Source organism: Flavobacterium sp. LM4 (genome assembly GCF_002017935.1).
GTDB classification, from domain to species: Bacteria; Bacteroidota; Bacteroidia; order Flavobacteriales; family Flavobacteriaceae; genus Flavobacterium; species Flavobacterium chungangense.
Genome location: NZ_MUFW01000002.1, coordinates 809,570 through 836,275, shown reverse-complemented (window position 1 = coordinate 836,275; position 26,706 = coordinate 809,570). Strand labels below are relative to the sequence as shown.

Here is a 26,706-nt window from a genome sequence, read left to right as displayed (position 1 = left end):
TTTAAATATAAGTTTTTACAGATATTTTATATAAAAGAGTTGTAATTTGTTGATCAAATACAGCTCTTTTTGTTTTAAAGTGTATATTTGGCGAAATTAGCCCCAATTATGCCCCAAATGAGGATTTTTTTGTACTTGTTATTTCTGTATTGCTTTTGTAATCCAGTAATTGTACATTCTAAAGAAATTTCAGATGCTAAAATTGATGAATTAATTAGTCAGGCATGTTTATATTTAAAAAAATCAAATTTTGAAAAATCATTAATTAATTCCAGGGTAGCTTTAAATTATGCTTTTTTAAAAAAAGATAATTTTTTAATTGCCGACTGTTATAGAATTATTGCTGATAATTATAATGAATTGTCAGAATTTGATAAGGCTATTTTTTTCTACAACAAGAGTTTGTTTTATGCTAATAGAACAACTGCAGATTCAATAAAGTATAGTATTTATAATAATTTGGGAAATATCTATTGTTTTGAAAAAAAACAGTTAGATAAAGGTATCCGTTATTACAAAAAATCAATTGCTTATGGTTTAAAAATCAATGATTTTAAGCAGGTTTATTTTATAAACGTAAATATTGCCTGGGTTTATTTTGATATTGGGCGTTTTGATGAAGGTGCTCCTTTTTTAAAATTTATAAATTTATATCAAAAGAGGGATGGGGATGAATCAGTTGCAATTGTTGTAAACATGCTTAATGGTATGTTTTACAGTCATAAAATGGATTATAAAAAAGCAGATGCCTATTTTAAAAAATCAATTGATTCAGGAAAAAATACTGAGGAACAAGGTGAGAAACAATCTGACTTGTCCTATGCATATTTAGAATACTCCCATTTTTTGATCAAAATCAGAAAGTATAAAGAAGCTTACGAAAATTTGTCTAATTATAATAAAATTACTGATGAGTTGTATGGTCAGGAAAAGTTAAAAAAAGCCTCTGTTGCAGGATTTAATTTAGAGCTTGATGAATACAAAAGAGAAATAGATAAAATTGAAAACGAAAAGATTACACAATCCCAAAGTCTTAAAAAGTCCAGAATTATTGTTGTTTTATTTATTATAATATCGTTTGTTTTTTTAATATTGATTTTTACTTTATATAAAAATATTGTTATCAAGAAAAAAGCAAATGAAGAGCTTTTAAAAGCAAAGGAGATTGCTGAAGAGGCATCGTTGCTGAAGACACAGTTTATTTCTACCATAAGTCATGAATTACGAACTCCTTTGTATGGCGTGGTGGGTGTTACGAATATGTTATTAGAAGAACACAAAGAATTGTCGGGAAGCCCTTATCTCAGTTCATTAAAGTTTTCTGCCCGATATTTACTGACCCTGGTAAATGATATTCTTCAAATTAATAAAATAGAAGAAAATAGAGTCGTTTTGGAAAATTCGACTTTTGATTTATTAGAAGAGATCGATATGATTAAAAATTCTTTATCATTTTTATCTAAAAAAAATAATAATCAAATTTTGGTTAATATTGATTCGGAAATTCCTCGATATTTAATCGGTGATAAGCTTAGATTTGGTCAGATTTTAATGAATTTGGTTGGAAATGCACTTAAATTTACCAAAAACGGAAAAGTTACAATAAAAGCAAAATTGTCGAAGATTGAAGAGGATAATCATTTTATTGAATTTAAGGTAAAAGATAATGGTATTGGTATTGCATTAGCTGATCAAAGCAAGATTTTTGAGAAGTTTGTACAAGTGGGAAGGAAAGAAGAGGATTATCAGGGCACAGGATTAGGACTGAGCATTGTAAAGAAGTTGCTTAATTTGTTTGGAAGTACTATTTCCTTAAAAAGTGCAATAGGGAAGGGTACAGCATTTACTTTTACAATTCCATTTAAGAAAAATCCTGAAAAAAATAAGGCCGCTGTTGATCAATTTGATTTTGAATTCAATTCTCAGTTTAAAGTTTTAATAGTAGATGATAATTTTGTGAATCAGCTGGTTACAAAAAAAATAATTGAAAGAAATAATTATAAATGTAGTGTTGCAGATGATGGTTTTGCAGCAATTGATTTGCTTAAAAAAGAAGAGTTTGATGTTGTTTTAATGGATATTAATATGCCATTAATGAATGGATTTGAAACAACCAGGCGAATCCGTTCCAGTGGGAATGTAACGCCTATTGTGGCTCTCACTGCTTTTGATAAGGATGAGATTGCTGATGAAGCTATTTCTTCAGGAATGAATGATATTATAGTTAAGCCTTTTGAACCTGATAAATTATTCAGAATAATAAATAATCTTATTTTAGAAGAAAAAAGCGTTGGTTATTAGTACCAACGCTTTTTGTTTTGCTTAGATGCATTTGATTTTCTTGATTTATGAGCACCACCGCTTCTGTTTGAATTTTTAGGTTTTTCTGAAGTTGCTTCAGGGCTTCCGGCATGCCATTGGTACGGATGATCACTAATGGTTTTTACATCAACTTTTATTAATTTTTGAATGTCTTTCCAATACGGATGTTCGTCTTTACCGCAAAATGAAATTGCAATTCCCCCATTACCAGCACGTCCGGTTCGGCCAATTCGATGCACATAGGTTTCCGGAATATTTGGTAAATCAAAATTAATTACAAATGGTAACTGATCAATATCAATTCCTCTTGCAGCAATGTCTGTAGCAACTAATACACCAACTTCTTTGTTTTTAAAAGCATCTAAAACACGTTGTCTTGCATTTTGAGATTTGTCTCCGTGAATAGCTTCTGCGGGAATGTCTTTTTTACGAAGCGCTTTAACCACATTATCTGCTCCATGTTTGGTTCTTGCAAAAACCAGTACATTTGATAGCCCCTCTGTTTTTATTAAATGATAAAGTAAGTTTCTTTTTTCTGTTTTGTCAACAAAATAAACGCGTTGCTCCACATTTTCTGCAGTTGAAGATACAGGAGATACGGTAACTGTTTCAGGTTCTGTTAAAAACACTTCTGCCAATTCTCTTATAGCTATTGGCATAGTAGCTGAGAAAAATAGTGTTTGTCTGTTTTTAGGGGTTAGTTTTACTATTTTTTTTACATCGTTTACAAATCCCATATCCAGCATTTGATCAGCTTCATCCAATACTAAGACATGTAAATGATCTAAATCAAGAAATCCCTGTTTTTGTAAGTCTAAAAGTCTTCCTGGTGTTGCTACCAAAATATCAACTCCTTTTTTTAGTGTATCTACTTGTGGATTTTGAGAAACTCCGCCAAAAATTGTCAACTGAGTCAGGTTGGTGTATTTGGCATACGTATCAAAACTTTGTCCAATTTGTACGGCCAGTTCACGTGTTGGAGTAACTATAAGGGCACGAATTTGTTTAGCTTTTTTTGATGAGCCTACAATTCGGTGTAATTGATGAATAATCGGAATCGCAAATGCGGCTGTTTTTCCTGTACCGGTTTGTGCACAGCCAATTAAATCTCTCCCGGCCAAAACAATCGGAATAGCTTGTTCCTGAATAGGTGTAGGGTTTAGGTAGCCTTCTTCAAATACGGCTTTTTGTATACTTTTTGAAAGTGATAAATCTTCGAATAACATATCTTATGTGTTAAGAATTTAGTTTTAAGTGCTAAATTCTGTGCAAAGATAGTTTTATTCGGTCAATCGTTTAATTGATTCGGGGTTTATTTGGAAAAGGGAAAATTATAATTACACTTTTTCGTGATTAGCTTTGATAAAATCGGTTATCAGATAGCCAATTAATTTGCCAATTAAATGATTGTTTGGTGAGCTGTCCAGATCAGGTGCTCCTTCACAAATATGTAAATAAGCAGCATTTTTATGCTGTCCGAAATAGGAGATAAACTGCCGTAATTGTTCGATTGAAAAACCACTTATTGTCATGGCACTGCTGGCAATGTTTGGAATAGCGTCCAAATCGATTTCTATCCCAAATGAATCAGTTTTTATAAATTCAAGTGCAGCTATCATTTCATTATTAAAATCCTTTTCCTCACGTATGTTGATGCTGTCATAAGTATTGTAACGCACGCGGTCTTCCAGTTTTTTTATAATATCCAGTACGCTTTTTGAGGTATAATTTTCATGTAAACCAAAAATGAAGTATTTTTTAAGGAAACCTTCTTCATACGCATACGAAAATCCGTTTCCGCTATGACGTCCTTCAAGAATCCTAAAATCTGAATGAGCGTCAAAATTGATAGCATTTATAGGCTTTCCTTTTGCAAGTGCAGAGCCTTTTATATTGCCGTAAGCATTATTATGCCCTCCGCCAATAATAATAGGTGTTTTTCCAGCCTTGATTACAGTAAAGATAATATGAGAAACTTCTTTGTCAATTTTTTCAACCAGCTGACTCAGTTTTGATCGGTCATCAATATCGTTGAAATCCAGATTTTCAACATCACGCATTTCTTGAGCTACATCGATATGCCCTAAAATGATAATTTGACTTCCTTTACAAAAACGATTGTGCTGAATGTTGGCAATGCTTTTTAAAGCACTTTCCCATGCAGATGCTGCACCGGGTCTTCCGTAATTAGCACGTACGCCAATATCCTCAGGAATGCCTAAAAGCACATATTTAGCCTCACTTTCTTTTAAAAAATCAATTATATCTACTCCTTTTGGAATAGTAATCATTTTTTCCCCAAATTTTATCTCACCACTTCGGTGGTTGGTGACTTTTGCTAAATCATTAACAGTAAAAGGGATTAATTTATCCATAAAAAAAAATATTATCCAAAAATAATATAATTGTGTTAACTAACGTTATTACCTTACATTAATTATTTAAATTTGTTATTAAAGAAAATTATTAAATATGGAAAACCCAAACAAAAACAACTCAAGTCTAAAGGCGGTAATCGCTGTTTTAGCAGTCCTACTAATTGGTAGTTTAGTATACATTTTTAAACTTTCTTCTGATTCTGATGGTGTAAAAACAGAACTTACACACACTCTGACAGAAAAAGAATCTGTAATGAAAGATCTTCAGGAATTGAAAGCAACATATGATGCTGCTATTGCTGAAAACACTTCGATGTCAGATGAGTTAATTCAGGAAAGAGACAAAGTTGTGGCTTTGATGGATGACTTAAATAAATCAAAAGGGGATGTTTCTAAATTCAAATCACAGGTTCAGGGATTGCAGACTAAAATGAAGACTTTGGTTGCTGAAAATGATGAATTAAAAAAACAAAATGGTGTTTTAACAGTTCAAAGAGACAGCACAATTGTTGTCCTGGGAGAATCTAAAAAGTTTAATGAAGTTTTAGTAGGGCAAAATGAGGCCTTAGCTAAAACTGTTGAAAAAGGTTCTAAATTGTCTGTTTTAAATACAAAAACTGCTGCTTACAAACTGAGAAGTTCAGGAAAGCAAATTGAAACTGATAAAGCAAGCCGTGCTGATGTTTTAAAAATAAGTTTTACTATTGCTGAAAACCAAATTGCCAAGTCTGGAGACAAAAGCTATTATGTACAGGTTATTGACAGCAAAAATAATGTTTTAGGTGATAAAAAGACAGAAAGTTTTGGTGATAATTCATTGACATACAGTTTTAAAACAACAGTGCAGTATGAAAATAAATCAGTGAATGTTTCTGAGGATTTGCCGGGTAAGGATTTCGAAAAAGGAACTTATTTTATTAATATTTTTGATAATGACGAGTTGGTTTCTAAAACAAGCTTTTCTTTAAGATAAGAAAAAAAATCAGTATTGTATAAAAAAGAGGAGCTCAAACTCCTCTTTTTTTATGAGAAAATTTCACCTTCAATAAATACACTTTCTATTAAGTTGCTTCCAAAAGCATATGGAATCTGATAATAGGATGAAATAGGTTTTGTGATAATCAGATTGGCTTTTTTGCCTTTTCTAATACTTCCGTGGGTTTCTGAAATTCCCATGGCATAGGCTCCGTTTATGGTAGCTGCGTTTATGGCTTCTTCTGGAGTCATTTTCATTTTGATGCATGCTGTGGCAACTACAAAATTCATGTTTCCTGACGGAGTAGAACCAGGATTAAAATCGGTTGCTAAAGCAATTGGTAATCCTGCAGTAATCATTTCTCTTGCAGGGGTGTAAGGAATGCTTAAAAAATAAGAGCACGATGGTAATGCAACTGGCATTGTTTCTGTTCCTTTTAAAGCTTCAGTGTCTTCTGGATTCATAATTTCCAGATGATCTACAGAAAGAGCGTTAAATTTAACTCCAGCTTGAATTCCTCCAATAGAATTAAATTGGTTTACGTGAATTTTCGGCTTTAAGCCAAAATCGATTCCTGCCTGCATGATTTTTTCCGTTTCTTCTACAGAGAAATAGCCGTTTTCGCAAAAAACATCAACATAATCTGCAAGCTTATTCTGAGCAATTTCAGGAATCATTTTCGTAATGATTTCATCAATATAACCCGCTTTGTTTTCTTTATAATGTATTGGAAATGTGTGAGCGCCTAAAAAAGTAGCTTTAATTGAAATTGGATAATTTTCTGCCAGTCTTTTAATAACACGAAGCATTTTTAATTCGCCTTCAATTGTCAGGCCGTAACCCGATTTTATTTCTACAGCTCCGGTTCCTAAACGCATTACTTCTTCTAAACGAATTCTGGACTGTTCGTAGATTTCTTCTTCGGATGTTTCGTTTAACTTTTTTGCAGAGTTTAGGATCCCGCCGCCACGATTTGCAATTTCCTCATAAGTAAATCCATTAATTCTGTCAACAAACTCCTGCTCGCGATTGCCTGCATACACGATGTGTGTATGACTGTCGCACCAGGATGGAAGGACAATTCTTCCTGTTGCGTCAATAATTTTATCAGCTTTTACTTCCGGAAGATTTTCCATAGCACCAAAATCAGCAATGAGATTGTCTTTTATAATTAAAAAGGCATTTTTGATAGTGGGAAGAATTGCCATTTCAGCGCCTGAAACTTTCGAAACAGAAGTTTCACGAACCTGTAGCAGTTCTTTTATGTTTTTAATTAAAGTGATCATTGCCTTAGATTTAATTTTATTTAGAATGCTATAAAAACACAAATTTCACAAATTATCACGAACTAAGCCGTGAAATCTGTGAAAGTTATGTGTAAATTATTTTCTTAGATTTATTCAGAAACGGTAATTTCGAACATTTTATTCCAATTTTTACCTGTTACAAAAATCGTCTTTGTTTTAGGATTGTAAGCTATTCCGTTTAAAGCATCATCTTTCTTAACGTCTGTCATAGTTTTTCTTAATGCGGACAAATCTAAAATTTCTTCAACAGCACCAGAGTTTGGGTTTACAACTGCAATGGCGTCTTTAAACCATACATTAGCATAAATTTTTCCATCAATCCATTCCAATTCATTAACCTCTTTAATTTTAGAATCTCCAGAGTATACATTAATATGATCTACCATTTTTTGAGTTGCGGGATCTACTTTCCAGATTTTTTCAGTTCCGTCCGTTTGATAGATATATTTTCCGTCATTTGTCATCCCCCAGCCCTGAATATCTTTTTCGTAATCAAAAGTTTTTTCCAGTTTTAATGTTTTAGCATCATAAATAAAACCTTTTTTGTTTTTATAGGTCAATTGAAATAATTTACCATTTATGAATGTAATGCCTTCTCCAAAATATTTTGAATCCAAATCAATTTTTTTGAAAACTTTACCTGTTTTATAATCGTATTTTTTTATGAAAGAAGCCCCTTCCTGACCAGTACTTTCGTATAAAGTATCATTGTAAAACTCTAATCCTTCGGTGAAATCTTTTTTGTCGTGAGGGAAAGTATTGACAATTTTATACTTCAATAGTTTAGGATTAACGTTAGAAACTAACTCAACTCTTTTTGTAGCTTCAGATGAATCGGTGCCAAAATAAACAGTCGCTTTTAAGTATTGATATCCTAATTTTTGATCTTTTAATTCAAACTTAAATTTTTCGGAACCTTTTGTACTTCCCACTTTTTTGTCGTTTACAAAGTAGGCAATACTGTCGATTTCTTTCGATTTTGGATTTAAAACAGTAATTGAAATGGCTTCCTGAGGCGTAAAATGTGCCGGAAATGCAGAATCGTCTATAGTAAATAAAGAATTTTCACCTTTATTTTTATCCCCACAGCCAATCAATGTGATTCCTAATAATATGGCAGTTAGAAAGTTATGTTTTTTCATGGTTTAAAATTTGAATAGTCCAATATACGATGATATTTTTATAGCAACAAAGCTCTTGCAAAAATATAAAAAGATTGTATATTTGCACCGGCAAGTCCTACACGACCAGCTCCTGCAGACTCCCCAGGATGGGAACATAGCAAGGGTACGTGGTTGAGCGGTGCGATGTAGGTCGCTTGCCATTTTTTATTTTTAGAATTTATACAAAAGTAGTCTTCCTTCGGGAGGATTTTTTTATTTTTACCCTTTTGGGAGTTAAAAGTTAGAGGTTAAAAGTTAGAAGTTTTAACCGTAAGAATAGCTTCTAACACAAAAATACATTTAACTTATAACATTTAACATCTAACTTAAAAATGAGCAAAGTCGTTTTAATTACCGGAGGATCCTCAGGGATTGGAAAATCAATTGGAGAGTTTTTACATCAAAAAGGCTTCGTGGTTTACGGAACAAGCCGAAATCCTGATAAAGTAGTAAATTCTGTTTTTCCACTTGTTGCTCTGGATGTTCGAAATGCAGAATCAATTAAAAATGCTATAGCTAAAATCATAGAAACTTCAGGACGGTTAGATGTTGTGATTAATAATGCAGGTGTGGGGATTACAGGTCCTTTGGAAGAAATTCCGATGGAGGAAATCAAGAATAACTTTGAAACCAATTTTTTTGGACCAATTGAAGTGATGAAAGCTGTTTTGCCTCAGATGCGTGAACAAAAATCAGGTCTGATTATCAATATTACTTCGATTGCTGCATATATGGGATTGCCGTATCGCAGCGTTTACTCGGCTTCAAAAGGAGCTTTGGAGCTGATTACAGAAGCTTTGCGAATGGAGGTAAAGCAATTCGGAATACAGATTACAAATGTTGCTCCGGGCGATTTTGCTACTAATATCGCTTCAGGGCGTTTTCATGCTCCGGTTATTAAGGGATCGGCTTATGAAAAAGTTTATGGTGATACGCTTGCAACTATGAATGAACATGTTGATGCAGGAAGTAATCCGAATGAAATGGCTGAGGCTGTTTATAAAATCATGCAGCAAAAAAGTCCAAAAGTACATTATAAAGTGGGTGTTTTTATGCAGAAGTTTTCAATTGTTTTAAAACGTGTGCTTCCGGATAAGATGTATGAAAAAATGTTAATGAATCATTATAAATTGTAATATTATGGATAAAGAAATCATTCAGCCTATTATTATCATAGCTATTTTTGTTGTTATTTGGTTTGTAATTCGCAGAATACTAAGTACAATAAGTAATAAAATTAATAATTCGGAAGTTTATAAAGAAGATACTTTAAGAGTTTTGGAAGAAATCAGAGATGAATTAAAACAATTAAATCAAAAGGATCCTTCAAAATAATTATTAGTTGTAATTTTGCACCGGTTTTGCGTGAGGGGGTAGAAGCGGCATCCTTTTTATTTTTTCTTTAAAAATAAAAAGATACAGCGGAACACCCGACCCTTGGGGCACGCCCAGATTATGAACACAATTAAATAAATATAATTATGAAATTTTTTATTGATACAGCTAATTTAGCTCAGATTAAAGAAGCACAGGCATTAGGTGTTTTAGATGGTGTAACAACAAACCCGTCTTTGATGGCAAAAGAAGGGATTACAGGAAAAAACAACATTTTGAAACATTATGTTGATATCTGTAATCTTGTTGATGGAGATGTAAGTGCTGAAGTAAATGCGCTGGATTTTGAAGGAATGGTGAAAGAAGGTGAGGAATTAGCTGATTTACATGAGCAAATTGTAGTGAAATTGCCAATGACAAAAGAAGGAGTTATGGCTGCAAAATATTTCTCAGATAAAGGAATTAAAACAAATGTAACTCTTGTGTTTTCTGCAGGTCAGGCTTTATTGGCTGCTAAAGCAGGAGCAACTTATGTTTCACCTTTTATTGGCCGTTTAGATGATGTTTCTACAGATGGTCTGAATTTGATTCAGGAAATCAGAGAAATCTATGATAACTATGGATATGAGACACAAATCTTAGCGGCTTCTGTACGTCATACGATGCATATTGTAAACTGCGCTAAAATTGGTGCAGATGTTATGACAGGACCTCTTTCTGCAATTTATGGTTTGTTGAAACACCCATTAACTGATATCGGATTGGCTCAGTTTGTGGCTGATTTTGAAAAAGGAAATAAATAGTTTTAGATATTTTATAAATTAAAACTCCCGTTTTACAATATGTAGAACGGGAGTTTTTTTATGAATATGTTTTCGGGTTTAGTGACCTCCGCCACCGCCTTCAACATGATTAATTCCTTGTCTTTTTAATATTTTAGGACAGTAGTAACCATAGAATCCTAAATATGCGAAACCAATAAGCGGAACGATGTATGAGAAGTGTGTCCATGTGATTCCGAGTATTCCTTTTGGATTTGTAATGTCAAAGTCACAGATACTTCCCTGAATTAAAGGGATAACTCCTCCTCCGAGAATCATCATAATCAGGAATGAAGATGCTTTTCCGGTGTTTTTACCTAAACCTGCAATCGCTAAATCGAAAATTGACGGCCACATGATAGATAAGAAAAGACCTCCGGAAATAAAGAAAAATTTAGCAATTTGCGGATCTGGCCAAACTAATCCTGCGAACATCATCAATACGCCCGATATTCCAAAAAGCATTAAAGTTTTTCCGGCATTTTTACCTCCAACAAAACATACCGCTATAAATAATAAAATCCAGATTGGGTAAATATAAAAAGAAGAAACATCATGGGCTGCAAAAATATTAGCTCCGATAATTACTCCAAAAGCTAAAGCCGGTACAATAAATTTTAAGGCTGTATTGACTAAAGTTGAAGTGTTGAATACGTTTACTCCGCCATTCCAGCGGCCAATCATTAAACTTCCCCAATAAAGAGCAATAAAGGGTGCAATTGCATCTTCTAAAACATTACCAAATTCTGCGGTATGTAATAAAGCAGGCAGGTTACTAATGATGGTTACCTCCGTACCAACATAAATAAAAATACCTAACATTCCTAAATACAACTGTGGATAGTCTAAAATATTAAATTTTTCATGTGCGTGTTTAATTACTGCTTCTTCCTCTTTTACAGGATCTTCAATTTTAGAAAAATTCATAAAAACGGCAACAATAATAAAAGCAAGTCCCAGAATGATAAAAGGCAGTTTAATATCTTCTAATGAAAGAGCTGTTTTTTTGTCATCTCCCATTCCAAATAAAGCGATACCCAATAAAATTGCACCTATTGTTGTTCCGAAAGAATTGATACCTCCTGCTAAAGTTAAACGGTGAGCTCCGGTTGCAGGACTTCCCATTTTAATAGCTAATGGATTGGCTACAATTTGTTGAATCGAAAATCCCAGACCAACAGTAAATAAAGCGGTTAAGAAGAAAGGGAAGCTTTGCATTGTGGCTGCAGGGACAAATAAAAATGAACCAACAGCGGAAAGAATTAAACCGGCTGAAAGTGTTTTTTTGTATCCGAATTTTTGTAAAACATCTAATTTAAGAGATACCAAAAAGAAAATAATTGATCCCACGAAATAAGCGGCATAAAACGCCCATGCTACCAGTTGTGACTGAACTTGTGATAAAGTAAATACTTTTTTGAATACCGGGATTAGAATGTCGTTGGCTGAACCAACAAAACCCCAGAAGAAGAAGACGATTATCAATGAGATAAATTGTCCCCACTTGGTTTGTACATTTTCTGAATTCATAATTGTAATAAAGTTTTTTTTATGTTTTTAGTGGTTTTGAAAGACGTAAATATATTTGTTACAATTATCAAAAAAAAATAAAAAATCATAAAAAAGGTAGAAATTATACAAGCAACACAATTTATTCAACAATGTGTTATTATTTTAAGACTTACGATATCGATTAAGTAAATTATTCTAAAATTTTGTTCTTCACGTCTTTACTGTAATTTCTGCCAATAGGGATCGTATAAGTCATTATCTGAATTCTGTTTCCCTCAATAGACTTAACTTTGTTCAGGGCAATTACATATGATTTATGGATGCGTAAGAATTTATCTCCCGGAAGTTCTTCGGATAAGGAAGTAAGCGATTTATGAGTGATATAAGTTTTATCAGGAGTAACAATTTTAATATATTCTTTCATTCCTTCAACAAATAAAATTTCTTCAATATTAATCTTCATCATTTTTTTATCTACTTTGATAAAAATGTGCGAATCGACTTTCAATGTTTCTGTTCTAATATTATTTTTTAAATTATATTCGGTAGTGATTTTGTTAATACATTTAATGAATCGTGGCAATGGAATAGGTTTTACCAGATAATCTAACACATCCAGATCATAACTTTCTGCAGCAAATTCTCTAAAAGCGGTTGTAATAATAACTTTTGTTTTATTTTCGATCAGGCTGATTAATTCAAAACCAGTCATCATAGGCATGTTGATGTCAAGAAAAACGGCATCGACAGGAGTACTGTTTATAAAATCGAGTGCTTCTAAAGAATTATTGAATGCACCAATAACCTCAAAGTCTGGAAAATTTGTAAAGTAATTTTGTAAAACTTTAATAGCTAAAGGTTCATCATCGATTAACAAGCATTTAATCTTCATTATCAATAGGTATTTGCAAACTTATTATATAGTAATTGAGTTTTGTTTTGTATTGAAGGCTAAAATTATTTCTGTAAATTAATTTCAGTCTTTTCTTGGTATTGACTAATCCAATACCGCTTTTAGGGTCATTTTTTTGTGAAATTACAAAATTATTAAGGATTTCAAAGTGCAGCTTATTGCCAACGACTTTGCAGTTTATTTTAATTTTAAGGTTCTTGTTTTGCAGTCCACCGTGTTTAAAGGCATTTTCGACCAATGAAATATAAATTAAAGGCGGAACTTTGATATCTTCAATGTCAGACTCCAGATTAATGGTTACTTCAACATTTTCAAAACGAAGTTTCTCTATTTCGATATAATTCTGGATATAGTCGATTTCTTTTATCAAAGGAACGAATTTGGTTCCTTTTACATCATACAAAACATATTCCATCAGGTTTGATAATTTAATAATCACATCCGGAACCTTGTCTGAAGATTCTAATGATAAAGCATATAAATTATTTAATGTATTGAAGAAAAAATGTGGCTGAATCTGATTCTCGAGATATTTAAGTTTGATTTTAAACTGATTTTCTCTCAACGACCTGTTTCTTTCCCTTTCTCGCAGCCAGGTCAAAGTAAGATAAACAGAGGATGCCATTGCAAGAACATACAACTCCCCAATGCAGACTGCAACGATATGGTTTATTTCGAAAGGATGATATTCACGATTTGCCTCGGGCCAGATATTTTCAGAAATGATATAATAGGTCAGAGCAGTTTTTAGTAAATAGACAGCAAAAAGACTCATCAATAATGCAATAGTATATTTGATGTACTGCTGTTTCAGGACATACCGGCGCACTAAAATAAAAAGGTTAAAATAAACTAAAGGAATGTGAAGGGAAAATTCAATCAGATTCGATTTAAATGAATATTCGTAATCATTGAAATAAGCACCCCATCTTAAAAAATTCAAAGTAAAGTAACTTCCCCAGAACCAGATATGATTTCGAAGTTTAATGTCGAAGTTTAATTTTTGAATTTCGCTCAACTTTAGTGATAGTTAGGGTTTAGAAGCAGTTTGTTTTAGTTGTGCAACTTTAAACAATTAGTTGGTAAAACGCAATTTTTTTGAATAAAAAATTATTATGATCGATTTTAGATGTGTTTTGTTGTAAATATAACGTTTTCGTAAAACGTATTATTGAATGTTTTATGTCGTTGGTTTAAAGTTTGGTGTAGTTTGTATAAATTATTTTTTTTAACAATACCTTAAGAATAAATTTACCCCATAACTAACAAAATAAATAAACATGAAAAAAAAATTATTAATCTTTATGATTGTTTTTACAGTGCAGGTTTCTCTTGCTCAGGTAAAAAATATCAAGGGTTTGATTACAGATTCTGATGGAATGCCATTACCAGGGGCATCTGTTGCTGTACAAGGTGGTCAAAAGGGAGCTACTACCGATTTTGACGGCTTGTACTCTATTGAAGTGCAAAGTGGACAAACATTGGTTTTTAGCTATGTAGGTCTGGAAACACAAAAGATTGTTGTAGGAGATGCTGGTACAATTAATGTAAAAATGAAACTGGCTACCTCAAATGCTTTAAATGAAGTAGTAGTTACTGCATTAGGTATTAAAAGACAAAAGAAAGAACTGGGCTATGCAGTTCAGGACCTTAAAGGAGATCAATTAAACAAAGTGATTACTACAAATGTTACGACAGCACTTTCAGGTAAGATTGCCGGAGTTGATGTTTCTATCCCGGCCACTGGCGTTGGGGGATCAACAAGAGTTATTATTAGAGGTATTTCAAGTATTGGCGAAAATAATCAGCCGCTTTATATTGTAGATGGTGTACCTATCGACAATACAGGATTATCAAACGACAGTGCCGCTACAAGTAAATGGTTTGACGGAAGAGATAACGGAGATGGGATTTCGAGTATTAATCCAAATAATATTGAAAGCTTAACTGTGCTTAAAGGAGCTGCTGCTGCTGCATTATATGGATCCCGAGCTTTAAATGGTGTTATTTTGATTACAACCAAAAAAGGCAGCAAAGGAAAATTGCAGGTAGAACTTACAAGTGGTGTAAGTTTTGACAGGGTAGATGCTAAGTATGATGATTATCAGACAGAATATGGTTCCGGATCAAATGGTATTTTACCCGATCCTACAAAAGCACCTTCTGAATTATATGGTTATACTACAAATGCATGGGGACCTAAGTTTTCTCAGAGTGTTGGACAGGAGATAAAAATATTTGACGGTTCGATGAAGCCTTATGCCAGAGTAGATAATAATATTCAGGATTTTTTTAAAACCGGGGTTACACTTACAAACGGAATCTCATTATCAGCAGGAAGTGACAATGCTTTTGTTCGTTTTGGTTATAATAACCTGACAAATGATGACGTGATTCCCGAATCTGGCTTAGAAAGAAATGATGCAAGTTTAAACGGAACTATAAAATCTGATAAATTTACTTTGGCAGCAAATGTAAATTATATGGTTGAAAACACACAAAATAGGCCTGGATTAGGAGATTCTCCAAATAATGTTGGTTATTCATTAAGCGGATTAGCACCAAATATTGATCAGGCATGGCTGAAAAATTATAAAAACGAGGAAACAGGTCAAATTTACCCCTGGAATAATAATGTGTATCAGTTGAATCCCTATTTTACTACACAGGAAAATCACAATTCATCTGTAAAAAATCGTTTTATAGGAAATGTTACCGGAACTTATCAATTAAAAAACTGGGTAGCATTAACTTTTAGAACTGGTTTAGACAGCTACGCTTTCAGTTCTAAAGATTTTATGGAGGCAGGAAGCACATGGCCAGGAAGAGATGAAGGATATTTAGGATTGGATAATATCAATGTTTCAGAGATGAATACGGATGTTATTGCCACATTTAGTGATATAAAATTAGCTACAGATTTTACTTTCTCAGGAATTTTAGGTACAGGAAGAAGAGATTTTAAAAGGGAACAAAATTCAAGATTTGGTACTAAAATTATTGAGCCGGGTACAGAATATATCAGCAATTTTGTAAACCAGACAGAAAATGCTCCTGTTGTAACGAAAACCAGAACCAACTCAGTTTACGGTTCTGCAAAATTTGACTACAAAGGCTACTTGTATGCTGAGTTTACAGGAAGAAACGACTGGTTTAGTGTAATCAATGATAATGCTTTTTATCCTGCAGCTTCATTAGGGTTCATATTTTCTGATGCTTTTGGTATTCAGAATGATACATTTAGTTATGGAAAATTCAGAGCTTCATGGGCGCAGGTTTCAAATGCACCGGGAGCTTATAAAAATGCATTAAACTATACAACATTTTCATCTTATGACGGACAGAGTGTTGTTAATATTAAAAATTCGGCAGCGCCAAATGCTAATTTGACTTATCAATCTAAGACAGGTGTTGAGTTTGGGGTTGAAACAGCCTTCTTTAAAAACAGATTAAAAGCAGATATAACACTTTACCGTGAAGATACAGCTGACCAAACGCTTGATTTAGCGTCATCTGCAACATCAGGATACGAATTTCTTTCGGTAAACGCAGGACAATTACGAAATGAAGGTATTGAGGTTTTCTTATCAGGAACTCCAATTAAAACAGCTAATTTCGAATGGGGGATTGATTTGAACTTCTCAAAAAACAAAAACTCAATTATCTCTTTGCATCCAAATATTAATACGTATGCTATTTCTGAAGCTCGCTGGGCCGGAGCGGCTATTGTAGCTCAGGTTGGAGGTCAATATGGAACCATCATCGGAAAAGATTTTTTAAGAACGCCTTCGGGAGAAAAAATTGTAGATGCAAACGGAATGCCTTTGTTCACAGATTCTAAAGTAAATTTAGGAAAAGGACTTCCTGACTGGGCTGCCGGTTTAACTAATAGATTTTTTTATAAAGGAATAACACTTCAGTTTTTAATTGATATGAAGTTTGGAATGGATGTATATTCTATGACAAATTCATTAGCAGCACAAAAGGGGCTTTTAGATGTGACTACTGAGGGCAGAGATGCTTACAATGCAGCAAGAGCAGAGGCAGTAGCAAACGATCCTAATTTTAGTCAGGCCACATGGATTCCTACTGCGGGTTATGTAGCACAAGGTGTTGTAAATACCGGAACCGCTGCTAATCCTGTGTATGTAGAAAATACGAAACCTGTAAATCCTCAGGATTATTGGAATACCGTTTTCAACAATACACCAGCGCCTTTTATTTATGATGCTTCTTATGTGAAATTAAGAGAAGTAAGTTTAGGTTATACTATACCAAAGAGTGTTTTTAGCGGAGCAAAAATTAGCTCAATTTATGTGTCTGCATTCGCAAGAAATTTATTGACTTTTAATAAAGATTTGCCAAACGTTGACCCGGAATCGATGTATACCTCCGGAAATGGACAGGGATTTGAATATGGCTCACTGCCATTCAGACAATCGTATGGTTTTAATATTAAAGTAGCATTCTAAAAAAAAGAAATTATGAAATTTAAAAATATAATACTAGCCATAGTCATATTGTTTACTGCAGTTGGCTGTACCGAAAACTTTGAGGAACTGGAAAAAGATCCGGTTGCACTATCAGCAAATCCGGCAGGACAGCTAACATTTACCCAATTGTGTATGTCCGGAGACGGATACTATCAGTGGAGAGCAAACCTGATTTATTCAGGAGGATTTGTACAGCATTATGCAGGTGCGTGGAATGTAACAGAATTTGGAAGTAAATTCAAGAAAAATGATGATTACGCAACAGCAATCTGGAGAAATGGTTATGCAAATGAATTGAAAAACGTTGTTGATATTCTGGAAAAAACCAGTAATAATCCGGCAATGGTTAACATGAATGCAGTCGCAAAAATCATGAAAGTAATGGTAGCACAGCGTTTAACAGACCTTTACGGAGATATTCCTTATTCTCAGGCAGGATTAGGATTTTCACAAGGAATTGTAACACCAAAATATGATACACAGGAAGAAGTTTATACTGCCTTTTTTAACCAATTGGAAGAAGCATATAACCAGTTAAATGCAGAAGGTGGAACGGTTAAAGGAGATTTGTTTTACAATGGTGATATTGCAAAATGGAAAAAACTGGCTAATACGTTAAGACTACGTTTAGCCATGAGGATTTCTGAAGTAAAACCGCAAGAAGCAGAAAAACAAGTGAAAGCAGCATTACAAAATGGTGTTTTCGAAAGCAATCTGGACAACTGTATCATGCGTCATCTGGATGCAACTTTTAGTGATAATCCTGCGGCTATAGATTTTAGAGGAAACGGTTTGGCATACGCTTTTGTAGGGAATGAAAACGGAGATCATTTTAGCTCATTAGTGATAGATTATTTGAGAGATAACGGAGATCCAAGATTAACTATGCTCGCAACTCCAAAAACAACATCTTCTATGGCCGGAAAAGCTGGTCAGCCTGTTCAGCCGGGAGAAAAATTATACGAAGGAGTACGTCCGGGGACTTTCAGATGGGATGCTCCGGGAGGTTCAACCGCTGCTTCGGGAATCCAGTCTTATTACAAGCAAAAAACAACACCTTATTTGCACGTAAGTTATTCAGAAACACAATTATTATTGGCAGAAGCTGCGTATAGAGGCTGGGTAACTGGTACTTCTGCTACTGAATATTACAAAAAAGGAGTTGAAGCCGGTATCAAACAATTGCTGATTTATGGTGTACCTGCAGCAAATCAGACAGATATTGATGCTTATTTAAATGCTAAACCTTTGGTTGCAGGAACAGAAAAAGAGCAAATTGCAACGCAGCTTTGGATTACCTATATCTTTAATAGTATTGAAGCCTATTCAAACTGGAGAAGAACAGGATTCCCGCATTTATTGCCAATAACAAATCCTGATTCTGAAACTGGTGGAGTTACTCCAAAACGTTTGTATTATCCAAATGATGAGATGCAGAAAAATGAAGTAAATTATTTAGAGGCATTGTCCAGAATGGGAGGAACGAATGACTGGCTGAATAAGGTTTGGTGGGATGTAAACTAAAAAAATAATCCCAAAATATAAAGTTATACCGAATGAGGTGTTATTTTTATTCTGATAAATTAAAAAACATTTTAAATTAAAAATAATGATAAAAAATAAAGCCTTATTCGGTATTCTTTTTTTTATTAGTTCACTTTTTTCATCTTACAGCTGTTCAAAAGAGAACGATACAGAGAATGATCATTCAAAAAATAAAACAACCAGGGTTGTCGGCTATTTGTCTTCGGATAATTACAGTAAAATAAGTTCCATACAATTTTGTAAACTCACACATCTGAATCTGTCATTCGCAAATCCGGATAATAAAGGAAATTTAATTTTTGATGGCGACATTGATGCCGTTATTAAATATGTGAGAACTGTGAATCCGAATATCAAAATAAGTATTTCTATAGCCGGCGGAGTTATCTCTGCAGAGCAGGCAGCCAACTGGTCATTGCTTATTGATAAACCGGAAAACAGACCCGGTTTTATCAAAAAAATAATAGATTTTGTTGAAGTACATAAACTGGATGGTGTAGATGTAGATCTGGAATGGGATGCAGTCACGACAGGTTACAGCGGTTTTGTGATTGAATTGAAAAATACCATAAAAAGCAAAAACAAGCTTATTACAGCAGCATTGCCAAATAACACACGTTTTACGAATATAAGTAATGAGGCATTAAATGCTTTTGACTTCATCAATATTATGGCTTATGATATGACAGGTCCATGGGCACCTGAAAAACCTGGACAGCACAGTTCTTTTAGCGATGCAAAACTGGGAATCGATTTTTGGAATAAACTGCAAAATGTTTCAAAAGAGAAGCTTACACTCGGGGTTCCTTTTTACGGATATAATTTCACAGATGCAACAGTTACCATTGCAACTTACGGACAAATGGTTGCAGCCGGAAAACAGTTTGCGGAGCAGGATGAATTGGGTAAAATTTATTATAACGGAATACCAACAATTGAGCAAAAAGTTCAACTTGCATCAGAAACCACAGGTGGTATCATGATTTGGGAAATTGCTCAGGACTCCTTTGATGAGTATTCTTTATTGGATGTAATTCATAAAAAATATACAAAACTGGGTTTTATCACGACTGATTTATGTGGTAACTAAAAAAGCCTGTAAAATAGACAAATCTTTGATGTAGTGAAGTTTTTTTATTGTACAAAACGTATTATTGACCAAATAGTGCTGTTCGTTTAAAACATTGAGCAGTTTGTATAAATAATTTTTTTGAAGAATGCTTTAAAAATAAATTTGCAGAAAGAATAAAAGTTAGATTGGTAAGCGCAGTAAGTATAAGTTATTTATTAGGTTACGTAAAATCTTACTTTTATAAGTAATATTATCAAAAAAAGAAAAAAAATGAAAAGTGCTTTAGAAATAAAACCTGATATCAGTTATAAAAGTGCAGGAAAATTTGAAGAAACAAGATTCGAAAAGATTCACAATGAAATCTTCAAAAGTTCAGCAGAAGCTTCAGTAATTGTAGCGCAGGAAATCGCACAATTAATCAGATCTAAACAAGAAAAAAATAAAACATGTGTATTAGGTTTGGCAACAGGTTCTTCTCCTATAAAAGTATATGAGGAACTAGTGAGAATGCATAGGGAAGAAGGACTAAGTTTTAGCAATGTAATCACTTTCAATCTGGATGAATATTATCCAATGACAAAAGAGAACAATCAGAGCTATCACTATTTCATGCATCAGCATCTTTTTAGTCATATTGATATCGATCCTGAAAATATTAATATTCCCGACGGTACCGTTGCAATTGATGAGTTGAATCAATATTGCATCGATTATGAAATGAATATTAAAAGAGCCGGAGGTCTTGATTTTCAGCTATTAGGTATCGGACGTACAGGTCACGTAGGCTTCAACGAACCGGGGTCGCATATTAACTCCGGAACCAGAATCATTACACTGGATCATATTACAAGAGTAGATGCTTCGTCTGATTTTAATGGTATTGACAACGTTCCTAAACGTGCGATTACGATGGGAGTTTCGACCATTATGAGATCTAAGCGAATTGTATTGATGGCCTGGGGACAAAATAAAGCAGATATCATCAAGAGAACCATTCAGGGTGATATCAGTTCTGAAGTTCCTGCCACATTTTTACAAAATCATCCTAATGCTACTTTCGTTTTAGACCAGTCTGCAGCCTCTGAATTAACACGTTTCAAAACACCCTGGTTAGTTGGAGAATGTATCTGGACACAGGAATTAAAAAGCAAAGCGATTGTTTGGTTGTGCCAAAAAACAAAACAGTCGATTTTAAAATTAACAGACCGTGATTACAACAACAACGGAATGTCTGATCTTCTCGCACAGGAAGGTTCTGCTTATGATTTGAATATTAACATGTTCAACGTATTGCAGCATACTATTACAGGATGGCCGGGCGGAAAACCTAATACGGATGATTCACATCGTCCGGAAAGAGCCAATCCTGCAAAAAAACGAGTGATTCTTTTTAGTCCGCATCCTGATGATGATGTGATTTCTATGGGAGGAACTTTTTCAAAATTAATTAAACAGGGACATGATGTGCACGTAGTATATCAAACATCCGGAAATATTGCAGTTACAGATGATGAAGCGCTAAAATTTGCTGAAGTATGTAACGATTTTGTTGGAGATGCCGATCCTAAAATTAATTTCAAATCGGTAATTGAATTTCTGAATAACAAATCAGAAGATCAGGTAGATTCTTTGGAAGTCCGAAAATTAAAAGGGTTAATCAGAAGAAGAGAATCGTATGCAGCCACAAGATATATTGGTCTGAAAGACGAAAACACACACTTTTTAGATCTTCCTTTTTATGAAACCGGGCAGGTAAAGAAAAATCCGCTGGGTCCTGAAGATATTGCTATTGTGAAGGATATTATTGCCAAAATAAAACCGCATCAGGTATTTGCTGCAGGAGATTTGGCGGATCCGCACGGAACACACGAGGTTTGCCTAAACGCCATATTTGCAGCCTTAAAACAATTAAAATCAGAATCCTACATGGATGATTGCTGGTTATGGCTGTACAGAGGTGCATGGCACGAATGGGACATTCACGAAATTGATATGGCTGTTCCGCTTTCTCCGTCTGAAGTATTACTGAAGCGTCATGCGATTTTATATCACCAGTCTCAAAAAGACAGGGTTATGTTTCAGGGGAATGATTCAAGAGAGTTTTGGGTTAGGGCAGAAGACCGAAACAAAAATACAGCAGTGCTGTACGACGAATTAGGTCTGGCAGAATATGAAGCTATTGAAGCTTTCAAACGCTTTGATTACTAAGATTATTTTTAGGATTTGATTTATAGCGAATCAAATTACCAAATTCAGATTGATTTCATACTGATAGTGAGGATCAATAGAGAGATCATTCTGGATTTTTTATCTATTTATTAATGTTGTCTCAGGATAACCATTTTTCAAGCGTCATAAAATGAAATATATACTAGTCCTACTATTAGCAGGTTTAACTTCTAGTGCTCAGATTAAAAAAGAGCAGCTAAATCTTATGCCCTGGCCGCAAAATGTTGTTTTAAATGACGGAAGTTTTACTTTGAGTAAAAATTTTAAAGTAAATATTACCGGCAATCCAAATCCGAGAATTTTTGGAGGGGTAACTCGTTTTTTACGCCGCTTAGATGGCAGAACAGGTCTTTTTTTCGGACAGGATTTTGTTACAAAACTAAATGAAGTTCCAACAGCAGAACTTCAGATTAACTGTACCAAAAGCGATAAAATTGGTTTGTATGGAGACGAAAGTTATCATTTAGATATCAAACAAAACAAAATCACAATAGAAGCAACCACTGATTTGGGTGCTTTGCATGGGCTTGAAACGTTACTGCAGCTGCTGCAGAATAATAATAAATCATTTTATTTTCCGAATTCACAAATTTCAGATTTTCCAAGGTTTACATGGAGAGGTTTGATGATTGATGCTTCAAGACATTTTCAGCCGGTAGACGTAATCAAAAGAAATCTTGACGGATTGGCTGCTATGAAAATGAATGTTTTTCACTGGCATCTGGTTGATGATCAGGGCTGGAGAATCGAAATGAAAAAACATCCAAAACTAATTGAATTGGCTTCGGATGGAATGTATTACACACAGGAAGAAATTAAAAATATCGTAAAATATGCTGACGAGCGCGGTATATTGATCGTTCCAGAAATTGATGTTCCAGGTCACGGAACTGCAATATTGACGGCTTATCCTGAAATAGGAAGCAAAGTGATCGCATTAAAAGGCGGAGCAGAAAAAAATATTCAGGGAACAGCAATTACAACCTATACAGTCGAAAGAAACGCAGGTATTTTTACGCCAACATTAGATCCCACAAATCCAAAAACATATCAATTGTTAAGCGAAATATTTGATGAGGTCTGCCCATTGTTTCCCGGAGATTATTTTCACATTGGAGGAGATGAAAATGAAGGGAAAGACTGGGATGCCAATCCTAAAATTCAGGAATTTAAAAAGAAAAATAAATTAGCAACAAATCACGAATTACAAACATATTTCACCATGCAGTTGGCTCCGATGCTAAAGAAACACGGTAAACAGCTGATGGGCTGGGAAGAAATTTTAACCAAAAATCTTTCAAAAGAAGCAATCGTTCATTCCTGGAGAGGTCCAAATGAAGGTGTTTTGCCAGGCCAGTCTTTAGCGGAAGCAGTAAAAAAAGGATATAAAACAGTATTGTCAAACGGATATTATATCGATTTGATGTATCCAATTGAAAGTCATTATCTAACTGATCCAATGCCGAAAGGAGTTGAGTTAACAGTAGAAGAAAAAGCAAGAATTTTAGGTGGAGAAGCTCCAATGTGGACAGAATTAGCAACACCGGAAACAATTGATTCCAGAATTTGGCCAAGAACGGCTGCAATTGCAGAAAGACTCTGGTCAGCCGAAAATATTACTGATGTTGCCGATATGCGCAGACGTCTTGAAACCGTTTCGTTCCGATTAGAAGAACTTGGTCTGACACACATTCGTAACAAAGACATGATTTTAAGAAATATTGCAAACAACCAAAATGTAAATTCCCTTAATGAATTCTCAAATGTCTGCGAACCATTAAAAGGATATACAAGAAATAAGGACGGAACCGAATATCAAACGTATTCTCCGTTCACACTTTTTGCAGATGCCTGCACACCTGATGCAAAAGATGCTTTAGCTTTTGATGATGCTGTAAAACAATATTTGGCAAATAAAACCCCGGAGAATAAAGTAAAAGTCACAACATTTTTAAACAAATGGATTACCAACAATAAAGAGTTAATCGATTTGAGTGCCAATGCGCCTTTGGTACATCCAATTTTGCCATTGTCGAAAAAATTAAGCGATGCATCACAGCAATTACTGCTTCTGTTAGATAATAAATCAGGTTTAAAACCAGCCGATTTAAAAAGCCTGATAGAGCAATGCAATACAAAAGATCACGCCGATGTTGAGCTTGCAGTTTATACAAGCTTTAAAAAGTTGATATAAAGTTTGAGTTAGTAATGTAGTTTAAGTTTAATGATTATTTAATTGGTTTTATCTCTGCCGGAAAGCCTAATCTGGCAGAGATTATTTTAACCAAATGGGGTGTATTGAATGTTTTAAAAAGAAATAGAAATAAAATGTTGGGACGGTTAAATTTGAGTTTGGTTATTTATTTTTTAATCTAAGTTTTATTTCAAATAATGTGTCAGTTTTGGGTAATTTGTTATTTGGTTTTTACCTGAAAAAGAACATTGTAAACCTGGCAATTCGTTGTCAGTTTTTTTTTATGCTCTAAAATTAAATGAATATTTTTCAGGAGCTGTTTCCTGCTCTCCGCTTAATCTTTTGTGGCTAACCCCACCACAAAAGGATAACGCTTCGATCAGGGCTATGGCGCTAGGTTTCATAGGTGTACTTTAAAAATTCTTGAATTTGCCAGACATTATAAAAGAAATTCAATTGTCAATTTTTATGTTTAATTTTCTATTTATCCATTTATCGACAAGAATTTTATATTCAACATATTCTGAATAATCTTTGTGATTAACTAAATCTATGAAAGTAACATAGAATTTTTTGCCGTCTTTTGATACTTTGAAGTTTTTGAAATCATCGTAATAATGGGAACCTCTAAGATAATTGTCGCACAATTCGAATGTTTTTATTTTGTAAAAGGGATCAAATTCTGTTGGTTTTTCTATAATCTCGAAATAGATTGTTTTACCATCACAGTTGTAGCCATTTATTTGGATGATTTCTTGTTTTCGTTTTTCAAAAAAAACTAGAATTTCTTTTTCCTTATCGTTGTATTCAAATTGATACGGAATGAACTCATGCTTTTCTGTTTCAAAATCTTTGGGATGATTTCGTTTGCTAGTTGGTTGTATTTCAATTCCGTTTTTGCCAACAAACCCCCAGGTTCCACCAACTAAAGGAGCATGCTCTTCATCTTTTGAATAATCAAAATAGCAGCCATTACAAAATTGAGCAAAGCCAAAGTTTATAGATGACAGCCAATCGTATTTTGCCGGAATAATTTTTTCTCCCCAGTCATTAAATAAGCCTACTTTTTTATTTTCTTCGTAACGAATAAATCCTTCTTCAAAACTGTCAGGTCCTTCGCCAGTGAGATATGGTCCAAATAAAAATTTTCCATTTCGATCATAATATCTCATGAAATCGACCATAAAAATCTTGCTTTTTATTTCGCGGCCATTCTCATAAGGGCCTGCGCTTAATGAAAGTTTTGCCGGAACAATGATTTTTCCATTTTGATTTTTAACTCCCAACAAACTATCTTTTTCAACAAAATAATAAAGTCTTTCTGTTTGGGAAAATCCAATAAAGCAGCATTGAAGTACAATTAAAGTAAATAGATTTCTCATTATTAAATGATTTTTGAAAGTGAAAACGAAATTTTAGCAGGTGTTATTCTTATCAAAAATACTAATAAAGTCTTTAGATATTTGAGTAATTTTGAAGCCAAAATATTATCTTATTTAATGAAAAAGTTATTTACGCTTACGTTTTTATTTTTAATTTTTACTTCATGTACAGGTCAGACTAATTATGGAAATCCCGAAGTTGATCCGTTAAAGATTCAGGGAAATTTTACGAACTGGTGGACATATCAAAGCAGAAATATTATGCTTTCACGGGATTATATTGCACTGGATGAATCCTCAAAAGAAATCCCCAAAAAAGCATTTTTGAATGCCCTGACAAACGAAAACTTTATTCCAATCCGATTAAAATCAGCTGATTCAGTTTATTATTACAAGCTGTGTAAAATTCTTCCAAAATCAGATACCAGCATAAAGGCAACGATTAATCAGGAAGCTTTTGATGCCTTAAAAAATTATGAAATGGAAGGGAAACCTTTTCCGGAATTCTCCTTTAAAGATTTAGAAGGAAATACAGTTTCTAATGCATCCATGAAAGGTAAAATCATCGTAATCAAATGCTGGTACATTCATTGTGCAGCCTGTATCAAAGAATTTCCGGAAGTCAACGCATTAGTTTCAAAATACAAAGATAGAAAAGATATCGTTTTTATAAGTCTTGCCGAAGATACACCGGAACAGTTAAAAACTTTTTTAGCAAGAAAGCCACTTTCATATTCCGTTATTCCAAACATGAAAACTTATATGAATGAAAAACTTGAGTTAAATGCTTTTCCAACACATATCATTTTGGATAAAGAAGGATTAATCAAAAAAGTAGTTTCTAACTATGAAAGTTTGGAAGTTGCGTTGGAGAAAGAAAGTAAATTATAGTTGAAATAATCTCGCGAAGTTTTGACTCACTAAGAAGATTATTACCCAATCTTGTCATTTCGACGGAGGAGAAATCTCCGCAAGAAACTCTACAAAGATTGGCGACGTAGATTGTGGAGCTACTTATAGAGATTTCTCCTTCGTCGAAATGACAAAAATGAGGCTACTTTGTT

Annotated in this window: 20 protein-coding genes and 1 other RNA gene; 12 read left to right on the top strand and 9 right to left on the bottom strand. The window is 33.8% G+C overall.

Annotation, left to right across the window (positions count from 1 at the left end; genetic code table 11):
* Nucleotides 1-87 precede the first annotated feature (87 nt).
* Entirely contained in the window at nucleotides 88-2,301 is a 2,214-nt protein-coding gene (locus tag BXU10_RS17390; protein ID WP_223255492.1) for a response regulator, read from the top strand.
* Here BXU10_RS17390 and BXU10_RS17385 read toward each other — a convergent pair.
* Both BXU10_RS17385 and BXU10_RS17380 read right to left on the bottom strand, forming a co-directional pair.
* Complete coding sequence (locus BXU10_RS17385) at nucleotides 2,298-3,548, bottom strand: DEAD/DEAH box helicase (protein ID WP_078228821.1); 1,251 nt, start codon at nucleotides 3,546-3,548, stop codon at nucleotides 2,298-2,300. The genes BXU10_RS17390 and BXU10_RS17385 overlap by 4 nt on opposite strands.
* Before the next feature lie 111 nt (nucleotides 3,549-3,659).
* Entirely contained in the window at nucleotides 3,660-4,697 is a 1,038-nt protein-coding gene (locus tag BXU10_RS17380) for a formimidoylglutamase (RefSeq protein ID WP_078228820.1), read from the bottom strand.
* Between the two features lie 97 nt (nucleotides 4,698-4,794).
* Here BXU10_RS17380 and BXU10_RS17375 point away from each other — a divergent pair, with 97 nt between their 5' ends.
* Entirely contained in the window at nucleotides 4,795-5,673 is an 879-nt protein-coding gene (locus tag BXU10_RS17375) for a hypothetical protein (RefSeq protein ID WP_031457482.1), read from the top strand.
* 50 nt (nucleotides 5,674-5,723) lie between these two features.
* Here BXU10_RS17375 and hutI read toward each other — a convergent pair whose 3' ends face one another.
* Nucleotides 5,724-6,962 carry an imidazolonepropionase gene (hutI, locus tag BXU10_RS17370; protein WP_078228819.1) on the bottom strand — a complete coding sequence of 413 codons (1,239 nt, stop codon included), beginning with the start codon at nucleotides 6,960-6,962 and terminating at the stop codon, nucleotides 5,724-5,726.
* 110 nt (nucleotides 6,963-7,072) lie between these two features.
* The gene (locus BXU10_RS17365) at nucleotides 7,073-8,125 is read right to left on the bottom strand and encodes a glutaminyl-peptide cyclotransferase (RefSeq protein WP_078228818.1); all 1,053 of its coding nucleotides are present in this window, start codon (nucleotides 8,123-8,125) and stop codon (nucleotides 7,073-7,075) included.
* Nucleotides 8,126-8,213: 88 nt separating this feature from the next.
* On the opposite strand from BXU10_RS17365, the gene ffs reads away from it, so the two are divergent.
* The 4 genes from ffs to fsa all read left to right on the top strand — a co-directional run bounded on the left by ffs (nucleotide 8,214) and on the right by fsa (nucleotide 10,284).
* An RNA gene (ffs, locus tag BXU10_RS17360) (signal recognition particle sRNA small type) lies at nucleotides 8,214-8,310 on the top strand.
* Between the two features lie 168 nt (nucleotides 8,311-8,478).
* Nucleotides 8,479-9,282: an SDR family oxidoreductase gene (locus BXU10_RS17355; protein ID WP_078228817.1), complete on the top strand. Its 804-nt coding sequence runs from the start codon at nucleotides 8,479-8,481 to the stop codon at nucleotides 9,280-9,282.
* Between the two features lie 4 nt (nucleotides 9,283-9,286).
* Entirely contained in the window at nucleotides 9,287-9,481 is a 195-nt protein-coding gene (locus tag BXU10_RS17350; protein WP_078228816.1) for a hypothetical protein, read from the top strand.
* A 146-nt stretch (nucleotides 9,482-9,627) separates the two neighbouring features.
* Nucleotides 9,628-10,284, top strand: coding sequence for a fructose-6-phosphate aldolase (fsa, locus tag BXU10_RS17345; protein ID WP_031457487.1), 657 nt, complete (start codon nucleotides 9,628-9,630; stop codon nucleotides 10,282-10,284).
* A gap of 78 nt (nucleotides 10,285-10,362) precedes the next feature.
* Here fsa and BXU10_RS17340 read toward each other — a convergent pair whose 3' ends face one another.
* From BXU10_RS17340 to BXU10_RS17330, 3 genes are all read right to left on the bottom strand, one after another.
* Nucleotides 10,363-11,832: an MFS transporter gene (locus tag BXU10_RS17340; RefSeq protein ID WP_031457488.1), complete on the bottom strand. Its 1,470-nt coding sequence runs from the start codon at nucleotides 11,830-11,832 to the stop codon at nucleotides 10,363-10,365.
* A gap of 172 nt (nucleotides 11,833-12,004) precedes the next feature.
* Nucleotides 12,005-12,706, bottom strand: coding sequence for a LytTR family DNA-binding domain-containing protein (locus tag BXU10_RS17335; protein ID WP_078228815.1), 702 nt, complete (start codon nucleotides 12,704-12,706; stop codon nucleotides 12,005-12,007).
* Nucleotides 12,696-13,745 carry a sensor histidine kinase gene (locus tag BXU10_RS17330; protein WP_078228814.1) on the bottom strand — a complete coding sequence of 350 codons (1,050 nt, stop codon included), beginning with the start codon at nucleotides 13,743-13,745 and terminating at the stop codon, nucleotides 12,696-12,698. The genes BXU10_RS17335 and BXU10_RS17330 overlap by 11 nt, the downstream gene beginning before the upstream one ends.
* Before the next feature lie 262 nt (nucleotides 13,746-14,007).
* Between BXU10_RS17330 and BXU10_RS17325 the strand changes: the two genes are divergently transcribed.
* The 5 genes from BXU10_RS17325 (at nucleotide 14,008) to BXU10_RS17305 (ending at nucleotide 24,260) form a co-directional block, all read left to right on the top strand.
* Nucleotides 14,008-17,199 carry a SusC/RagA family TonB-linked outer membrane protein gene (locus BXU10_RS17325; RefSeq protein ID WP_078228813.1) on the top strand — a complete coding sequence of 1,064 codons (3,192 nt, stop codon included), beginning with the start codon at nucleotides 14,008-14,010 and terminating at the stop codon, nucleotides 17,197-17,199.
* A gap of 12 nt (nucleotides 17,200-17,211) precedes the next feature.
* The gene (locus BXU10_RS17320) at nucleotides 17,212-18,744 is read left to right on the top strand and encodes a SusD/RagB family nutrient-binding outer membrane lipoprotein (RefSeq protein WP_078228812.1); all 1,533 of its coding nucleotides are present in this window, start codon (nucleotides 17,212-17,214) and stop codon (nucleotides 18,742-18,744) included.
* 85 nt (nucleotides 18,745-18,829) lie between these two features.
* A complete protein-coding gene (locus BXU10_RS17315) occupies nucleotides 18,830-19,855 on the top strand; it encodes a glycosyl hydrolase family 18 protein (protein WP_078228811.1) in 1,026 nt (341 codons plus the stop codon).
* A gap of 252 nt (nucleotides 19,856-20,107) precedes the next feature.
* On the top strand, nucleotides 20,108-22,045 hold the full coding sequence (gene nagB, locus BXU10_RS17310) for a glucosamine-6-phosphate deaminase (RefSeq protein ID WP_078228810.1): 1,938 nt from the start codon (nucleotides 20,108-20,110) through the stop codon (nucleotides 22,043-22,045).
* A 151-nt stretch (nucleotides 22,046-22,196) separates the two neighbouring features.
* Nucleotides 22,197-24,260, top strand: a complete 2,064-nt coding sequence (locus tag BXU10_RS17305; protein WP_078228809.1) for a beta-N-acetylhexosaminidase — start codon at nucleotides 22,197-22,199, stop codon at nucleotides 24,258-24,260.
* Nucleotides 24,261-24,541: 281 nt separating this feature from the next.
* Here BXU10_RS17305 and BXU10_RS25635 read toward each other — a convergent pair whose 3' ends face one another.
* Both BXU10_RS25635 and BXU10_RS17300 read right to left on the bottom strand, forming a co-directional pair.
* Entirely contained in the window at nucleotides 24,542-24,664 is a 123-nt protein-coding gene (locus tag BXU10_RS25635) for a hypothetical protein (RefSeq protein ID WP_255406159.1), read from the bottom strand.
* A 48-nt stretch (nucleotides 24,665-24,712) separates the two neighbouring features.
* The gene (locus BXU10_RS17300; protein ID WP_078228807.1) at nucleotides 24,713-25,642 is read right to left on the bottom strand and encodes a hypothetical protein; all 930 of its coding nucleotides are present in this window, start codon (nucleotides 25,640-25,642) and stop codon (nucleotides 24,713-24,715) included.
* Nucleotides 25,643-25,759: 117 nt separating this feature from the next.
* Between BXU10_RS17300 and BXU10_RS17295 the strand changes: the two genes are divergently transcribed.
* Entirely contained in the window at nucleotides 25,760-26,533 is a 774-nt protein-coding gene (locus tag BXU10_RS17295; RefSeq protein WP_078228870.1) for a TlpA disulfide reductase family protein, read from the top strand.
* Nucleotides 26,534-26,706 lie beyond the last annotated feature (173 nt).

What these genes read in the sequence shown, in the direction of transcription:
- BXU10_RS17385 (WP_078228821.1), bottom strand. Translation starts at nt 3,548, where the DNA reads ATGTTATTCGAAGATTTATCACTTTCAAAAAGTATACAAAAAGCCGTA.
- BXU10_RS17380 (WP_078228820.1), bottom strand. Translation starts at nt 4,697, where the DNA reads ATGGATAAATTAATCCCTTTTACTGTTAATGATTTAGCAAAAGTCACC.
- BXU10_RS17375 (WP_031457482.1), top strand. Translation starts at nt 4,795, where the DNA reads ATGGAAAACCCAAACAAAAACAACTCAAGTCTAAAGGCGGTAATCGCT.
- hutI (WP_078228819.1), bottom strand. Translation starts at nt 6,962, where the DNA reads ATGATCACTTTAATTAAAAACATAAAAGAACTGCTACAGGTTCGTGAA.
- BXU10_RS17365 (WP_078228818.1), bottom strand. Translation starts at nt 8,125, where the DNA reads ATGAAAAAACATAACTTTCTAACTGCCATATTATTAGGAATCACATTG.
- BXU10_RS17355 (WP_078228817.1), top strand. Translation starts at nt 8,479, where the DNA reads ATGAGCAAAGTCGTTTTAATTACCGGAGGATCCTCAGGGATTGGAAAA.
- BXU10_RS17350 (WP_078228816.1), top strand. Translation starts at nt 9,287, where the DNA reads ATGGATAAAGAAATCATTCAGCCTATTATTATCATAGCTATTTTTGTT.
- fsa (WP_031457487.1), top strand. Translation starts at nt 9,628, where the DNA reads ATGAAATTTTTTATTGATACAGCTAATTTAGCTCAGATTAAAGAAGCA.
- BXU10_RS17340 (WP_031457488.1), bottom strand. Translation starts at nt 11,832, where the DNA reads ATGAATTCAGAAAATGTACAAACCAAGTGGGGACAATTTATCTCATTG.
- BXU10_RS17335 (WP_078228815.1), bottom strand. Translation starts at nt 12,706, where the DNA reads ATGAAGATTAAATGCTTGTTAATCGATGATGAACCTTTAGCTATTAAA.
- BXU10_RS17325 (WP_078228813.1), top strand. Translation starts at nt 14,008, where the DNA reads ATGAAAAAAAAATTATTAATCTTTATGATTGTTTTTACAGTGCAGGTT.
- BXU10_RS17320 (WP_078228812.1), top strand. Translation starts at nt 17,212, where the DNA reads ATGAAATTTAAAAATATAATACTAGCCATAGTCATATTGTTTACTGCA.
- BXU10_RS17315 (WP_078228811.1), top strand. Translation starts at nt 18,830, where the DNA reads ATGATAAAAAATAAAGCCTTATTCGGTATTCTTTTTTTTATTAGTTCA.
- nagB (WP_078228810.1), top strand. Translation starts at nt 20,108, where the DNA reads ATGAAAAGTGCTTTAGAAATAAAACCTGATATCAGTTATAAAAGTGCA.
- BXU10_RS17305 (WP_078228809.1), top strand. Translation starts at nt 22,197, where the DNA reads ATGAAATATATACTAGTCCTACTATTAGCAGGTTTAACTTCTAGTGCT.
- BXU10_RS25635 (WP_255406159.1), bottom strand. Translation starts at nt 24,664, where the DNA reads ATGAAACCTAGCGCCATAGCCCTGATCGAAGCGTTATCCTTTTGTGGT.
- BXU10_RS17300 (WP_078228807.1), bottom strand. Translation starts at nt 25,642, where the DNA reads ATGAGAAATCTATTTACTTTAATTGTACTTCAATGCTGCTTTATTGGA.
- BXU10_RS17295 (WP_078228870.1), top strand. Translation starts at nt 25,760, where the DNA reads ATGAAAAAGTTATTTACGCTTACGTTTTTATTTTTAATTTTTACTTCA.